This is a genomic window from Streptomyces sp. NPDC047085 (genome assembly GCF_040643735.1).
GTDB lineage: Bacteria > Actinomycetota > Actinomycetes > Streptomycetales > Streptomycetaceae > Streptomyces.
The window spans coordinates 186535-200968 of sequence record NZ_JBEYUW010000005.1; the positions used below are offsets into that span (position 1 = coordinate 186535).

Sequence of the window (14434 nt, forward strand, 5' to 3'; positions counted from 1 at the left end):
AAAAGGCCCGTACAGCACGCAGGCGGTGGTTCACCGACGGATGAACCACCGCCTGCCAGACAGGACTTGGGGGCCTGGGAAAAAGAGAAGGAAGCCGTGCGCTACTTCGTCGGCTTCTTGCCGGTCACACCCAGGTGCACCAACAGCGCCAGATTCGGCTTGAGCTCGGCCTGCTTGACACCCCAGGTCTGGAAACCCTTCTGGTGCCCGGCCACCGCCGCGAGCATCGCGACCAGCGAACCCGCGATGGCCGCCGGGTTCACGTCCTTGTCGACCCGGCCCTTGGCCTGCAACTCGGCGATGGAGTCCGACAAGGAGTTGTTCACCGAGTTCAGGATCTTCATGCGGATCTTGTAGAACCGTTTGTCCCCCTCCGCGGCGCCGAGGTCGACCACACGCAGGATCGCGTCGTGCTTCCGCCAGAACTCCAGGAATCCGTCCACGAGTTCCTGCGCGGTGACCCACCCCGACTTGCCGGCCCAACTGCGCCCTTCGAGCAGCTCGGTCAATCCGGCGCCCTCGGCGGCCATTTGCTCGGCGATCTCCAGGACGGCACCTTCGACGTCCGGGAAGTACTGGTAGAAGGTCGCGGGCGAAGTGCCCGCCTTCCGGGCGACATCGATGACCTTGACGTCCCGGTAGGGGGAGGAGCTGAGCATCTCGCTGAGGCAGTCGAGCAGCTTCTGCCGGGTCGCCTGCCCACGCCGGCCGGCCACGCGGCCGTCGACGGTACGCACTTGTCCTGTCATGCCGTCAGCTTACCGAGGGGTGATCGGAGCGCGATTCGGCCGACTGCAAATGGGGTGCACGGGTGTATCGGGGATGGTGTGGCTGGTCTGCGGGCTGCGCGCGACCCGGTTACTTTGGCGGCATGGCCGAAAACAGGGCATCGGTGTACGGAGAGGGCGTCCCGTGCTGGGTGGACGCCCAGCTGTCCGACGTCGAGGCGGGCAAGCGGTTCTACGGTGAGCTCTTCGGGTGGACCTTCGAGGCCCTGTTCGGCTCCACCGTGCTGGCGCGGCTGGGCGGTGAGCCCGTCGCCACGCTGGCCCAGAAGGCGGACGGGCGGCTGCCCACGGTCTGGACGGTGTACTTCGCCACCCCGGACGCCGAGGCGCTCACTCGGCGGATCACGGCGGCCGGCGGACAGGTCGTGATGGCGCCCACGCCGGTGGAGGACCTGGGCACCGCCGCCCTCGCCGCCGACCCCGGGGGAGCGGTGTTCGGCCTGTGGCAGCCGGGCAGCCACCAGGGCTTCGGGCGGCGGCACGTGCCGGGCACCTTCGTCTGGGCCGAGCTGTACACCCGGGACACCGCCGCCGCCAACGCCTTCTACGGCGGTCTCTTCCACGACGCCCTGTTCGGCACGGACACCGAGCCCGACTTCGGCCGCGCGGAGGTCTCCGAGGTCTTCCCGGCCGAGATGCCCCCGCACTTCCTCACCCACTTCCGGGTCGCGGACCTGGACGACGCCCTCGGGGCCGTGCAGCGGCTCGGCGGGCGGATCCAGGCGCCGCCCTTCGAGACGTCGTACGGGAGAGTGGCCGTCGTCACCGACAATCAGGGGGCGTCGTTCGCACTGCTGCAGCGGTGAGGCATGCTGCCGCAGCTGTGAGGCATGCCGCTGCGGCGGTGAAATGACCGTATTCGGCATGAGACACCCCGATTCATCACCGGGTTCGCAACCGGCCGCCCGGCCAGGAAGAATCGGGGTGCGTGCCGCCATGGCGGTGCGGTGGTGAGACGCTGCACTTCGGCCGCGTACATATGTGGGTGACGCGGCTCGTACGGGGAGGTGGCAGGCAAGTGGTGGATCAGCTGACGCAGCACGATCCGCGGCGGATCGGGCCGTTCGAGGTGCTCGGCCGGCTGGGGGCCGGCGGCATGGGGCTGGTCTATCTCGCGCGCTCGGCGTCCGGCCGGCGCGTGGCGATCAAGACGGTCCGCACCGAGCTGGCCGAGGACCAGCTCTTCCGCGTCCGCTTCACCCGCGAGGTGGAGGCGGCCCGCGCGGTCTCCGGCTTCTACACGGCCGCCGTGGTCGACGCCGACCCGCGCGCCGCCGTGCCCTGGCTGGCCACCGCGTACGTCCCCGCGCCCTCCCTCGAAGAGATAGTGAACGAGTGCGGGCCGCTCCCGGCCCAGGCCGTGCGCTGGCTCGCGGCGGGCGTCGCCGAGGCCCTCCAGTCCATCCACGGCGCCGGGCTGGTCCACCGCGACCTGAAGCCCTCCAACGTCCTGGTGGTCGAGGACGGCCCCCGGGTGATCGACTTCGGCATCGCCTCCGGCGTTTCGAACACCCGTTTGACGATGACGAACGTCGCCGTCGGCACCCCCGCCTACATGTCCCCCGAGCAGGCCAAGGACTCCCGCAGCGTCACCGGCGCCAGCGACGTCTTCTCGCTCGGTTCCACCCTGGTCTTCGCCGCCACCGGCCACCCGCCCTTCCACGGCGCCAACCCGGTCGAGACGGTCTTCATGCTGCTGCGCGAGGGCCCGGACCTCACCGGCCTGCCGGACGAGCTGCGCCCGCTGATCGAGGCCTGCATGCAGATGGAGGCCGTCGGCCGGCCCAGCCCCGCCGACCTCCAGGCCCAGCTCGCCCCCCACCTCTTCGGTTCCGGCTCCGACGACAGCGGCACCGCCTCCGCCTGGCTGCCCGAGAAGGCCGTCGGCCTCATCGAGTCCCGCCGCGGCGGCCGCCCGCCCGCCAAGCCGGCCCCCACCGCCCCCGGCCCCCGTAGCGGCGGCCGCGCCGCCGTGCCCCCGCCGCCGTCCTACGACCCCGCCCCCGTGGCCGTCGGCGCGGCGGGCGCCCCCGACACCGGCCCGGTCCAGCTGGCCGGCGCCCAGGTGCCCATCGGCCCCGGCCCGCGCGTCGCCGACGCCCGCGCGGCCGCCGTCAAGGCGCCCCCGCCCGAGGCCGGGCTGGTCGCCAACTGGTCCCGCCCGCGCCCCGGCGTCAACGGCACCGACCCCGCCGTGGGCCCTGCCGTACCGGCCGCCCCGGCCGCGCCCGCGGAGCCCGCCGGCTGGCGCCCCTGGCGCTTCCGCATGTCCAACGACGTCTGGGGGACGCCCTCGGTCGACGGCGACCTCGTCTACGTCACCTCCTTCGAGGTGCACGCCCTGGACGTGGCCACCGGCCGCCGCCGCTTCAAGACCCGCGACGTCGCCTGGTCCATGGCGGTGGCCGACGGCCGGATCCACGCCTCCGACGGCCCCACCCTCTTCGCCCTGGACGCCCGCGAGGGCGGCGACCTGTGGCGGCTGTCCACGGACGCCTGGGTCTACTCCCTCAAGGCCGACCACGGCACCGTCGTCACCGGCACCCGCGGCGGCGGCGTCCAGGCCTGGGAGGCGGCCAACGGCCAGAAGCTGTGGGAGATCTCCGGCTGCCAGACCGACTTCGAGTCCCCCGAGGCCGGCCCCCTCGTGCACGACGGCACGGTCTACGTCTGGCAGGACGCCCGGCTGCGCGCCCTGGAGGCCCGCACCGGCGAGGAGCGCTGGTCGTACCCCATCGGCGACGCGGCCTCCTGCGGCGGCGTCCCGGTCCGCCTCACCCCGGCCCCCGACGGCTACGTCTACATCTCCGCGGGCACCCGCGTCCTCGCCGTCGACGTGGCCAGCGGCATGGTGCGCTGGCACTTCGAGGCCCCCGCGGTCTTCCTCTGCCCGCCCGCCTTCGCCCCCGGCCCGGCGGTCACCGGCGGCGGCATCTACCTCGCCGACTACCTCGGCACGGTCTACGCCCTCGACGCCACCGACGGCCGCGACCGCTGGCGCATCGCCACCGAGTCCCGCTCCTCCATCGAACCGGTCCTGATCGCCGCCGGGCACGTCCACGTCGGCAGCGGCAAGGGCCTCTACACCCTGGACGCGGTCACCGGTACGCCCAAGTGGCGCTTCCAGGCCGGCGGCGACGTCGTGGGCGCCCCCTCGGTCGCCGAGGGCCGCATCCACTTCGGCTCCACCGACCATCTGCTGTACACGTTGAAGGCCGACGACGGCCGACTCCGCTGGAAGCTGGCCACGGGCGGCGAGATCACCGGCTCCCCGGTCGTCAGGGACGGGGTCGTGTACGCGTGCAGCAAGGACCGCTGCGTGTACGCCCTGGACGCGGAGAAGGGGACGGGGACGGCACGTACGGCCTGACGCCCGTCAGTAGGCTGATCGCATGCAGCATCGGGGGCGCACACTCAGGTTCACGGCCGTGCTCATGTTCGTGGTGCTCGCCCTGACGGGGTTCTCGTCGGGGCGGAGCCGCGGCCACCACAAGAGCAGCCACAGCAGCGGGGGCGGGTGCAGCAGCTCGCACCAGGATCACGACGACTCGGACGACAACGCGTACGACGACTCGAACGGCGACACCGGCAACGGCAGCAGCGGCTACCTGGAGGACGCCACGGTCGAGCTCGTGAGCTGCGCGACCAGGAAGAAGCCGTACGCGACCGTCGAGGTCACCAACCCCAACGACACCGGCGCCACCTTCTCGGTGACGGTCTACTACAAGGACAGGCGCTCGAAGTTCATCGACTACGAGGACGTGGACGTCACCGTCCCCGCCAACGGGACACAGACCGCCAAGATCCCGTTCAACAAGGCCTACCTCGCCCGCCTCGACCACTGCGAGCCCCAGCCGAACGCCACCGTCGTGAGCTGAGGGCTCACCGCGTCCGGAACCCTCCCCGGCGCCGCCCCTCGAACAGCTCCGCCTGCCGCTCGGCCGGCAGACTGCCGAGCGCGATGAGGTGCGGCGCCTGCGCGAACGCCTGCGCCAGGCCCGCCTCCCGGGCCGCCCACAGCGCCCGTACCGTCCCCTGCACCCCGCCCGCCGGATACCCGGCGAGGACACCGGCACACCGCACCGCCGCCGCCAACGCCCCGCCCGGCTCGGTCACTTCCGACACCAGCCCGATCTCATGGGCCCGCTGAGCGGAGATCCGTTCACCGGCGCCCATGAGCATCATCCGCGCGACCTCCCCGTACGGCATGCGCGCGGCCATCAGCATGGACTCGTAGGCGCTCACCATCCCGTACGTCGTGTGCGGATCGAAGAAGGCGGCCGTGGTGTCCGCGACCACGAACTCGCTCTCGCCCAGCAGATAGAAGGCCCCGCCGCAGGCCATGCCGCGCACGGCGGCCACGACCGGCTTCCACAGGTCGTTCGCCTTCGGTCCGACGGTGAGCAGCGGATCGTCCTGCATGTACGGCGACGACGGTTGCGGCACGACGGCGTCCCGGTCGATCCCCGTACAGAACGCCCGCTCCCCGGCCCCCGTCAGGACGACGGCCCGCACGGAGTCGTCGAACCGCAACCGGCGCCAGACCTGGGCGAGTTCGTCGGCCATGCCGAGATCGATGGCATTGAGCCGCTCGGGCCGGTCCAGCGTGACGACGGCGACACCGCTCTCCTTGTCGACGTCCAGCCGGACGGCACTCACACCTTCACTCCCGCTGCCACTCACGCCGGCACCCACTGCGGAAGCCCGTCGGAGAAGACGGCCTGGACCCGCCCGCCGATCCGAATCCGCTCCGGATCAAGGGAGTTGAGCGGGGCCCCGGCCCGGGTCACCAGATTCCCCACGAGCCGTATCCGGGGCGCGTCCTCCAGCTCCACGACGACCACGTTGTACGGGGCCTGCTCCGCGTAGTCCGGCAGCAGCGGCGGATGCGCCACGACGTACGACCACACGCGCCCCCGCCCCGACACCGGCCGCCACTCGCACCCGAAGGACTGGCAGTGCGGGCAGCAGGGCCGGGGCGGGAAGCGGGGCTCGCCGCAGTCGGCGCAGGCCTGGACGCGCAGCTCGCCACGGGCGGCGTACTCCCAGAAGGGGGCGCCGTCGGCATCGGTGACGGGGTTCAGCACGACTGTCTCAACTCCTCGCTCAATTCCTCAGCAGAAGGGCGGAGGTGGGGACGCCTTCCCCCGCGGTGATCAGACAGGTGGCGGCCCCCGGAACCTGTGCGGTGCTGGTCCCGCGCAGCTGCTTCACCCCTTCGTTGATGAGGTTGAAGCCGTGGACGTACGCCTCGGAGAGTCCGCCGCCCCCCGTGTTGACCGGCAGCCGCCCCCCGATCTCCAGGGCGCCCTGCTCGGTGAAGGCCCCGCCCTCGCCCCTCCCGCAGAAGCCGTACCCCTCCAGGGAGAGGGGTATCAGCGGCGTGAACGCGTCGTAGATCTGCGCCACGTCCACGTCCTCGGGCGTGAGGTCGGCGTGCTTCCACAGATGCCGGGCGGCGCTCCAGGCCGGGCCGGTGAGGGGGTCGTCGTTCCAGTAGTTGACCATGCCGTGGTGCTGGGCGGGCAGTCCCTGGGCGGCGGAGTGGACGTACACGGGCCGCTGCCGGCAGTCCCGCGCCCGCTCCTTGCCGACGACCACACAGGCCAGCGCGCCGTCCGTCTCCAGACAGTTGTCGAAGAGGCAGAGGGGCTCGCTGATCCACCGGGAGGTCATGTACATCTCGCGGGTCAGCGGGCGCTCGTACATCACGGCGGCGGGATTCTGGTTGGCCCGGTTGCGGCAGGCGAGGGCGACGTTGAACAGGTGGTCGCGCGTGGCCCCGTACTCGTGCATGTACCGGCGCGCCAGCATGGCGATCTCGTCGGCGGGGCGGAGGAGCCCGAAGGGCCGGGTCCACTGGGCGGGGGTGGGCAGCTGGACGGCCGTGTTGGTCCATGGCCGGCGCCCGCTGCCCCGCTTCCGCGACCGCCAGGCGACCCCGACACTGGCCTGCCCGGCGGCGATGGCCGCGGCGAGATGAGCGACGGTGGCACAGGAGCCCCCGCCTCCATACCCGACCTTGCTGAAGAAGGTGAGATCCCCGAACCCGACCGCCTTGGCCAGCTCGACCTCGTCGGTCTCCTCCATGGTGTAGGAGGCGAGGGCGTCGACCTCACCGGGCGCGATTCCGGCGTCGTCCAGCGCGGCGATCACGGCACGGCAGGCGAGGGTCCTCTCGTCCTCCGGGAGGCGCTTGGCGAACGATGTCTGCCCGATGCCGACGATGGCGGTCGCGTCCTTCAGCCCTGCTCCTGCCCCTGCCATGGCTGCCATGCTGCACCCACCCCTTCCCCTGCTGACAGTCCGTCAGGTTACAGCTAATCTGACAGACCGTCAGCTACGCGTGCATGCGGGAGGCCTGCTGTGAACGAACGGGGCTGGGGCGACCGGGGCGACTGGGGCACCGTTCCCCGCCTGGTGCGGTGGTCGGCCGAACGGTACGCGGATACCGAGGCGGTGGTCGACGGCCGCACGAGGATCACCTACGCGGAACTCGGCGCCCGAGTCGAACGCGCGGCGGCGACATGCCTGGCGAGCGGGGTCCAGGTCGGCGACCGGGTCGCGATCTGGGCCCCCAACTCCCTCGACTGGATCGTCGCGGCACTGGGCGCGGTGACGGCGGGCGCGGTGCTGGTGCCGCTGAACACCCGCTTCAAGGGAGCGGAGGCGGCCGACGTGCTGCGCCGCAGCGGCACCCGGCTGCTGTTCGTGACGGGCACGTTCCTCGGCACCTCGTACGTGGCCTCACTGAGGCGGGCGGCGGGCGAGGGCGTGCCGACGGGCCGGGGTCCGCTGCCCGGGTTGCCGGAACTGGAGCGGGTGGTGGTCCTCTCCGACGACGCCCCCCAGGACTTCCTGACCTGGAAGGACTTCCTGGCAGCGGGGGAAGGGGTCGGAACATCCGAAGTGCGGGCGCGCGAAGACGAGTTGGAAGGGGGCTGCCTCTCGGACATCATCTTCACCTCTGGTACGACGGGTCGCCCCAAGGGCGCGATGATCACCCACGAGCAGACGCTGAAGGCGTACGTGATCTGGGCGGACCTGGCGGGCCTGCGCACCACCGACCGCTACCTGATCATCAACCCCTTCTTCCACACCTTCGGCTACAAGGCCGGCGTGATCGCCTGCCTGATGCGCGGGGCGACGATGATCCCGCAGCCGGTGTTCAACGTGGAGACGGCGCTGGCGAACATCGCGGCGGAGCGGGTGTCGGTCCTGCCCGGCCCACCGACCCTCCACCAGTCCCTCCTGGACCACACGGCGAGGGACGCCCACGATCTCTCCTCTCTCCGCCTCGTCGTGACGGGCGCGGCGGTGGTGCCGTTGCGCCTGGTGGAACGCCTGCGCGGCGAACTGGGCGTGGAGACGGTCCTCACCGCCTACGGCCTCTCCGAAGCCAGTGGCATCGTCACCATGTGCCACCGCGGGGACACCCCCTCGGTGATCGCCTCCACCTCGGGCCGGGCGATCCCCGGTACCGAGGTGAAGGTCGCCGCCACCGACGGCACCCCGGTCCCGCCCGGCACACCCGGGGAGGTACTGGTCCGGGGCTTCAACGTCATGCGGGGCTACTACGAGGACCCGGCTGCGACGCGGGAGGTGATCTCCCCGGACGGCTGGCTGAGCACGGGCGACGTGGGCGTCCTGGACGAGGCCGGCAACCTCCGCATCACCGACCGCCTCAAGGACATGTTCATCGCCGGCGGCTTCAACGCGTACCCGGCGGAGATAGAGCAGTTGCTCGGCGTCCACCCGGACGTCGCGGACGTAGCGGTGATCGGCATCCCGGACCCCCGCCTGGGTGAGGTCGGCAAGGCCTTCGTGGTCCGAAAACCCGGCTCGGTCCTGACCTCCGACGACCTGATCGCCTGGTCCCGCCGCGAAATGGCGAACTACAAGGTGCCGAGGGCGGTGGAGTTCGTATCCGAACTGCCAAGGAACGCAAGCGGAAAGGTCGTGAAGGGTGAATTGCGGCGGCGGTGAGCCGACGTTGCCTCGTAGTTAAAGGGGTGCTGGGTGTTGTCAAGGCCACAGGACTTCTCAGAAACGTTCGACCTCTTCACCGTCCGGGACCTTGTAGCAACCAGACACGACGGTCAGGCTCAGCTTCGGTGGATCGTTCTTCGCCATTTTGATGATCTTAACGCTGGACTTCTTCTTGTCGTTGTCAGCGACCAGGTTGATGTTCTTGTTCTTGCTGGTGTCCGGACCGTATGCGACGATTTTCCACCCATGCTTCGGCAGTTCCGTCTTGAGCCGCTCCATCGCTACGTCGAGGTCGCTCGCCGATGTGGGGTAGAAACTCCACGGGTGGAAGATGCGAAAGTACGTCTTAGTGTCCTTGTCCGAGCAGTCCATGACTCCCGGCTGGCTATCTGACGCCTTCCCCTTGACGCCGATCAGGTCGTAGATGCTGCTGGATACCTTTTCCATTTCGTCGGCCGCGTGACTTGAGGTGCTCGTGCCGGCGAACGGGACTTCGTCAGAGTGGCCGTCAGTCATGCTGCATCCCGTGAGGATCGTGAGGGAAAGGGGCAGGGCGAGCACGAGAGCGCTCAGTTTGGTCTTCATGTCGGGGAGCCTTACTTCGTCGGGCTGGTCATCGTGTTGCTTCCCTGGCTGCCAGCACTCCTACTTCACATGCGCCCAAGGGTCGGGCGGCGGCTTCAGTGGCACCATGTCACCCTTGCCGACAACGACCAGGGCCTGGTTCAACAGACTCTGGGAAGGGCCATGGGAGGTCTCGTCCCAGTAACCGCTGTGCCCTTCGGTGTCCGTGGTCATCTGGTGGGCACCGAATTCCGGATCGCTGGGGATGATGAAGCGGTCCCCGCCGTGACCCCAGCGGCCGACGTCTGGAACCGGGTCTCCGTCGGCCTCCTCGTTCCACACATGTCCCTTGGGGACGTCCATCTCATCGGCGCCGGACACCCTGACGCCGGGACTGCCTGCGAAGATGACGTCATCGGCGTTGAGATGGCCCGTCTGGGCCGCAGCGCCGACAAGGGTCGATCCGTACGAGTGGGCGATCACGGTACGGTGTGGTTCCGATTCGCCGGAATGTGACGCCTCGAGTCCGTCCAGGAAATGGTTGAGCGCCGGCGCACCGTCATATGCATAGTTCGGGAACGGTGCGTCCTTCCAGACGCTGTCAGGTGCGTCGTAGCCGAGCCAGGTGATCGTGGAAACAGATTTTCCATCGGCTTGGTCATCGGCTTCGTGCCAGACATTGACCATCCGGTTGATGTTGCCCTCGATGTTTCCCAGCTCCGACGTCGTACCCGGCACATAGACGGCCTGGTGATCCGCGGTGTCCGGGTTTCCGTTGGCGATGATCGCGCGGCCGTCTCCTTCGGTGCTGAACCCCAGCAGGTATGCCTCAGGTAGTCCCCGCTTGCCGGTCGCGTCGAAGCGCTTTTGGATCGCATCCATGCCGTCGATCCGCCCTTGCAACTCCTTCCGCTTCGCTCCCATTTCTGCCATTCAGCTTCCTTTTCAGGATCCCTCACCTGGACATCCACTTCCTCACCCGTGTTGGGGTTGAGTTGGTGCATGGTCGTAAAGCGGTCGGGCTCCTTCGCCATCCAGGCGTCCAGTTCGACCTGAGAAGCGCCACGGGTCTCGGCAAGCACGGTTCGGTTCGCCTCATCACGCACGGTGGCGGGAAGGCCGTCCATCCACCCGATCGAGTCAGGGTGGACGGCGATGTAATCCGCCCGCTGTTCGTCGGTGAGGCTCTTCCACCACTCCGCGTTCTCCTGGGGAGTCCCGTGCTTGGGCGGCTCCTTGATGGAATGCAGGTAGTCCTCGGCTCCCTTGAGAACGCCGGCGGTGTCCTTCTTCGCGTCGGCCCAGTCCCGGTCGGAGACGGTCAGGTCGTCGTCCGCCTTCAGCGCCCGCAGCTTCGGCGCCCACTTCTCGTCGACCTCCGTGGCCTCCTTGACGGCCTCCGCGATGCGATCGGCGTATTCCTGCGCGTACCGGGCGTTGGGGTTGGGGTCGATGCCGGCCGCATAGCGGCCGATCGCGTCTGCGGTCGGGTCCTCCGCAAGGCTGGCCACGGTGCCGCCCTCGGGGAGTTTGCCGTCGGTCTTCTCACCGCCGGGCGGGTAACTGACCGAGCCGTCGGAGTTCACGGTGAACTTCCTGGCATGCGCGTCCTCGACCACAGCGTCCAGCTTTCTCCTGGCCGCCTCCATGTCGTACACGAACCCGTCCAGCGCGGTGCTGACCAGGCCGCACTCGACCTGCGTGTAGTGGAAGTTCTTCGCCAGCTCCCGCAACTGGCCGTCCGCCGCATCTGCTGCCTCACCCTCGTTGGCCTTCTTCATGGCCACGGTGATCTGCAGTTCGATGCGGTCCTTGGCCGCGCCGGCCATGTCGCTCACCGCGCGGAAACCATCCGCCGCATCCGAGTACTCGGACAGCTTCAAGGTCTTCAGCGTCATGTAGTCCATGGCCTCTGGTCACCGGCCCTTGGACTGACCGCCGGCCGCCGGCGTGTCCTCGTACTCGGTCTTCACCTTCGCGATCTCGGCCTTGATGGCCTCGTCGGTCCTTAGCTGATCGTTGCCCACCTTCTCCAGCAGCCCGGCCAGCTTCTCGCAGCGCCCGCTCACGTCCCCGACGTAGCGCTCCCAGGATGTGTGGACCTCCCGCTGGGCAGCAGCGGTCAGGCACCCGGAATCCTCGCCGAGGCCCTTCTGGCCCTCCCCCAGCTTCGCCAGCGCCTTGCTGATGTTGTCCCGTAGATCGCCGACGCCGTTACCGGCCGTGGACCAGGCAGCTTTGTCGGACCTGAGCTTGCCGGACACGCCGCCGCCACCCGAGCTGGTGCCTCCCGGGTCGCTCGGAATCTGGTTGAGCTGCATGTGTGCCGATTGCCGCTCGACCGCCGCGGCCTTGGCCTGCTCCCACTCCTCCCACGCCATGCGTGGCCCCTCCCCGTGTCCCGTCGTACGCCGCCGAGATGCTGTGAACGTGCGACAGCAATGCTGTGGTGATCGAGAAGCACAGTACCGACACCGCATCACGTGCCCCATCGGTGTCGGCCACCAGCCCGTCTGAGTATCCGTACTCAGACGCCCCCAGGTCCTCGATCGGACGGGGGGAACTGGTCCGGTGGGACCGGGGGTGTGTAGGGAGAGGGACTGAATCCAGGCGCTGCGTGCGGAGCTTGGTTCGGAGCGGAGGCTGGCGTTGCGAGTGGTGCTGTCGGCGTCCGTTGCCTGCGGGTGATGGCGCCAACCGCGAGCGCCGCTCCGAGGAGCACGACTCCGCCGCCGCCTCCAGGTCCGGCAGCGGATAGACATCAGCGGGGCCCGGGTCACTGGGCTCTGCAGAGCGACGCGGGGCCGGACGATGCCATAGCCGATGGCGTCGTTGCGCTTGGCTCCGTCCGTGGGTGCGCCGATGATGTTGAGCGTGACCCGCAGGACCTGGTTGTTGGTCCAGGTCGGGTGCTTGGGCCAGATGAGGGCGGCGCCGGCAGAGGCGAGGGCTGTGGCGTCGCTTGTCCCGTGGGTGTCACACAGGCCGGTCTTGCTCCCGCAGGCGTGGACCATGTCCTCGCCTGGTGCGGCCATGTCCACCTGGGGGCCGGTCTCGGATTCCTGAATGGCCGGTACCAGACGGTAGGTGGCGCAGAGGTGGCCTTGACCGGCTGGTCCGCTTAACTGCGGTGTGGCGACGAGATCGGCGGGATCAGGGCGCGTGTACGTGATCAGGGTGCACCTGTATGTACTGGCCAGCCAGCTTGCGGCCCGCTCAGCGCTGCGACGCGAGGGTACCCGGGTCAGGAACCCTGCGGGATCGGGATACCCCGCCACCGAGATGCTCTGTGCACACCGGCACAGGAGGGCTCAGCCCTTCAGCGAGCCGAGAAAGGTGCTCCAGGCGAGGTGGCGGAAGAGGAGTACGGGTCCGTCGTCCGGCCGCTTCGAGTCACGGACGGGGATCACCCCGGGGTGAGTGTCCGAGACTTCGACGCAATCCCCGCCGCTCCCGTTGCTGTAGCTGCTCTTGCGCCACTGGGCGGTGCTCAGGTCAATCCCGGTGCTTGCCATCTCGGTAGTCCTCTGCCGCTTGTTCGACCATGGCCAGGGACGCCTCTGGCGGGAGTGCCGCGGCCCTGAGCAGATCGTACGACCTGCGGTAGTCCTTCACGAGCGCGGGAAAGTCGATGAGTTGGCCATTGTGGAGGCCCTCGGTGTAGGCAACCGGCGGGGCGTCCGGGAAGGTCATCACCTTCATCATGCCCATCATGAACGGGTGGGCGTTCGCCGTTTCCCGGAGGATCTGCAGAACGCCCTGCGTGGAGCGGATCACATGAGCAATGTGTTTCAGCTGCAACGCCATCTCAGTCGGCGGCAAGAGAGGCTTGTGGACGACGGACTCGTGGAGCACCGCCCAGAAGGACGGCCGGTCTTCGCGTTTCCAGATCTCCGCCCGCTTCAACCGGGCCCGGACCTGCTTGTCGACGGTCTCGGGCGGCAGCCAGGGCAGCAAGGTGTGAACGACGGCCTCGGCGTACGCCTGTGTCTGCAACAGTCCCGGTACGAGCATCGGAGCCCACTCCTCGATCGTCTCCGCATGCTGCTCCATCTCCGCCACGTCCGCGAAGTACTCCGCATGCCCCGACTGCCGTGCCCTGCGGGCATCTTCACAACGGCGCTCGAAAAACCCGTCCGTCCCCAGCACCTTGTCGACGTGCCGGGCGAGATCCAGCGGCATCCGCCGCTCTCCGCGCTCGATCTGGCTCAGGAACGGGACACCCCGGAAGCTCCCTTCCGCCAGCTGCTCCAGCGTCAGCCCCGCCAGCTCCCGCTGGTAGCGCAACTCGGCGCCGTAGAAGGAGGGGACGTTCGCCGAGGCGTCGGGGTCCTTGCGTGGGGGCATAACTCGTCACCGCCGTTTGCCAGTTGCGCTGCGTAGCCGAAACCTTGTTTCGTCACAGAGAGCACAGGAAGGCGTACGCAACCGTGTCCTCCTTGAACTCCGCTTCCGCCACCCCCGGCAACTCCGTCTACGACAGCACCCTCTGCGTGGAGGATCTGCGCGACGCCCTCTCCGCCCACGGCATCACCCTGCCGTCCCTCCGGGTGGACCTGCCGAGTTTCGCGGGCGGATACCAGCCCCCGGCTGGTCTGGTGGCCCTCGGGAACTGCAACACGGCGACAGCACGCAAGCTGGTGGAGGTGCTGCGGACCGAGGGGCGCAGGCCGAGCCGGCCGCTTCTGGACGTCGAACTCGTCGCCGTACCGAAGGCACTCCAGGGCTTGCGCCGCACCGTCCGCCGCTATCTCGACGAGCCCTGTGCCGATGTCCAGCTCTGCGTCACCGAACTCGTCACCAACGTCATCCGGCATGTGGGGGAGGGGGCGCCGATCCGTGTACGGGTGGCGCGGCCGGGCGGCAACAGCATTCGGGTCGAGGTCACGGACCCGGCCGAGCATGCCCTCCCCGTCGCCCCGCCCGCCGCGCCCGACGACGAGACGGGACGCGGCCTGGCCCTGTTGGATGCGGTGGCGGTGCGGTGGGGAGTGGAGCAGGCGGCGGGCAAGACGGTGCGGTGCGAGCTGGAGGGGGCCGGGCGCTGATCGTCATCGAGGTCCCGGCTCACTGCGGCAACGGCGATGGCGACC

The 14434-nt window shown here is 69.3% G+C and carries 13 protein-coding genes and 3 pseudogenes; 6 read left to right on the forward strand and 10 right to left on the reverse strand.

All coding sequences use genetic code 11. From position 1 onward, the window contains the following. Window positions 1-101: 101 nt before the first annotated feature. Window positions 102-749, reverse strand: coding sequence for a TetR family transcriptional regulator (locus ABZ865_RS19535; RefSeq protein ID WP_361231579.1), 648 nt, complete (start codon window positions 747-749; stop codon window positions 102-104). A 122-nt stretch (window positions 750-871) separates the two neighbouring features. Between ABZ865_RS19535 and ABZ865_RS19540 the strand changes: the two genes are divergently transcribed. From ABZ865_RS19540 to ABZ865_RS19550, 3 genes are all read left to right on the forward strand, one after another. After that, complete coding sequence (locus ABZ865_RS19540) at window positions 872-1594, forward strand: VOC family protein (protein ID WP_361231581.1); 723 nt, start codon at window positions 872-874, stop codon at window positions 1592-1594. A 212-nt stretch (window positions 1595-1806) separates the two neighbouring features. Further along, window positions 1807-4158: a serine/threonine-protein kinase gene (locus tag ABZ865_RS19545; RefSeq protein WP_361231583.1), complete on the forward strand. Its 2352-nt coding sequence runs from the start codon at window positions 1807-1809 to the stop codon at window positions 4156-4158. Window positions 4159-4180: 22 nt separating this feature from the next. Continuing rightward, window positions 4181-4666 (forward strand): hypothetical protein, encoded by a 486-nt coding sequence (locus tag ABZ865_RS19550; protein ID WP_361231585.1) that lies wholly within the window; start codon window positions 4181-4183, stop codon window positions 4664-4666. 4 nt (window positions 4667-4670) lie between these two features. On the opposite strand, the gene ABZ865_RS19555 is transcribed toward ABZ865_RS19550, so the two are convergent. Genes ABZ865_RS19555 through ABZ865_RS19565 form a run of 3 tightly spaced genes read right to left on the reverse strand, consistent with a single transcriptional unit; the run spans window position 4671 to window position 7055 of the window. Beyond that, a complete protein-coding gene (locus ABZ865_RS19555; protein ID WP_361231587.1) occupies window positions 4671-5447 on the reverse strand; it encodes an enoyl-CoA hydratase/isomerase family protein in 777 nt (258 codons plus the stop codon). 20 nt (window positions 5448-5467) lie between these two features. Further along, the gene (locus ABZ865_RS19560) at window positions 5468-5875 is read right to left on the reverse strand and encodes an OB-fold domain-containing protein (protein ID WP_361231589.1); all 408 of its coding nucleotides are present in this window, start codon (window positions 5873-5875) and stop codon (window positions 5468-5470) included. A 19-nt stretch (window positions 5876-5894) separates the two neighbouring features. Further along, window positions 5895-7055, reverse strand: a complete 1161-nt coding sequence (locus ABZ865_RS19565) for a lipid-transfer protein (protein ID WP_361231591.1) — start codon at window positions 7053-7055, stop codon at window positions 5895-5897. 99 nt (window positions 7056-7154) lie between these two features. Here ABZ865_RS19565 and ABZ865_RS19570 point away from each other — a divergent pair, with 99 nt between their 5' ends. Further along, on the forward strand, window positions 7155-8774 hold the full coding sequence (locus tag ABZ865_RS19570) for a FadD3 family acyl-CoA ligase (protein ID WP_361231593.1): 1620 nt from the start codon (window positions 7155-7157) through the stop codon (window positions 8772-8774). A gap of 57 nt (window positions 8775-8831) precedes the next feature. Here the strand turns inward: ABZ865_RS19570 and ABZ865_RS19575 are convergent, their stop codons facing one another. From ABZ865_RS19575 to ABZ865_RS19600, 6 genes and pseudogenes are all read right to left on the reverse strand, one after another. Further along, on the reverse strand, window positions 8832-9362 hold the full coding sequence (locus ABZ865_RS19575; protein WP_361231595.1) for a hypothetical protein: 531 nt from the start codon (window positions 9360-9362) through the stop codon (window positions 8832-8834). A 60-nt stretch (window positions 9363-9422) separates the two neighbouring features. After that, window positions 9423-11248: pseudogene (locus ABZ865_RS19580) on the reverse strand (alpha/beta hydrolase). Window positions 11249-11257: 9 nt separating this feature from the next. Beyond that, complete coding sequence (locus ABZ865_RS19585; protein WP_361231597.1) at window positions 11258-11722, reverse strand: hypothetical protein; 465 nt, start codon at window positions 11720-11722, stop codon at window positions 11258-11260. A gap of 346 nt (window positions 11723-12068) precedes the next feature. Then, window positions 12069-12403: pseudogene (locus ABZ865_RS19590) on the reverse strand (S8 family serine peptidase); the annotation flags it as partial. A 249-nt stretch (window positions 12404-12652) separates the two neighbouring features. Beyond that, window positions 12653-12856 (reverse strand): DUF397 domain-containing protein, encoded by a 204-nt coding sequence (locus tag ABZ865_RS19595; protein ID WP_361231599.1) that lies wholly within the window; start codon window positions 12854-12856, stop codon window positions 12653-12655. Beyond that, entirely contained in the window at window positions 12837-13688 is an 852-nt protein-coding gene (locus tag ABZ865_RS19600; RefSeq protein WP_361231601.1) for a helix-turn-helix transcriptional regulator, read from the reverse strand. The genes ABZ865_RS19595 and ABZ865_RS19600 overlap by 20 nt, the downstream gene beginning before the upstream one ends. Window positions 13689-13780: 92 nt before the next feature. Here ABZ865_RS19600 and ABZ865_RS19605 point away from each other — a divergent pair. Both ABZ865_RS19605 and ABZ865_RS19610 read left to right on the forward strand, forming a co-directional pair. Further along, a pseudogene (locus ABZ865_RS19605) lies at window positions 13781-13996 on the forward strand (ATP-binding protein); the annotation flags it as partial. Then, on the forward strand, window positions 13988-14389 hold the full coding sequence (locus ABZ865_RS19610; RefSeq protein WP_361232270.1) for an ATP-binding protein: 402 nt from the start codon (window positions 13988-13990) through the stop codon (window positions 14387-14389). The pseudogene ABZ865_RS19605 and the gene ABZ865_RS19610, both read left to right, overlap by 9 nt. Window positions 14390-14434 lie beyond the last annotated feature (45 nt).

What these genes read in the sequence shown, in the direction of transcription:
- ABZ865_RS19535 (WP_361231579.1), bottom strand. Translation starts at nt 749, where the DNA reads ATGACAGGACAAGTGCGTACCGTCGACGGCCGCGTGGCCGGCCGGCGT.
- ABZ865_RS19540 (WP_361231581.1), top strand. Translation starts at nt 872, where the DNA reads ATGGCCGAAAACAGGGCATCGGTGTACGGAGAGGGCGTCCCGTGCTGG.
- ABZ865_RS19550 (WP_361231585.1), top strand. Translation starts at nt 4,181, where the DNA reads ATGCAGCATCGGGGGCGCACACTCAGGTTCACGGCCGTGCTCATGTTC.
- ABZ865_RS19565 (WP_361231591.1), bottom strand. Translation starts at nt 7,055, where the DNA reads ATGGCAGGGGCAGGAGCAGGGCTGAAGGACGCGACCGCCATCGTCGGC.
- ABZ865_RS19575 (WP_361231595.1), bottom strand. Translation starts at nt 9,362, where the DNA reads ATGAAGACCAAACTGAGCGCTCTCGTGCTCGCCCTGCCCCTTTCCCTC.
- ABZ865_RS19585 (WP_361231597.1), bottom strand. Translation starts at nt 11,722, where the DNA reads ATGGCGTGGGAGGAGTGGGAGCAGGCCAAGGCCGCGGCGGTCGAGCGG.
- ABZ865_RS19595 (WP_361231599.1), bottom strand. Translation starts at nt 12,856, where the DNA reads ATGGCAAGCACCGGGATTGACCTGAGCACCGCCCAGTGGCGCAAGAGC.
- ABZ865_RS19600 (WP_361231601.1), bottom strand. Translation starts at nt 13,688, where the DNA reads ATGCCCCCACGCAAGGACCCCGACGCCTCGGCGAACGTCCCCTCCTTC.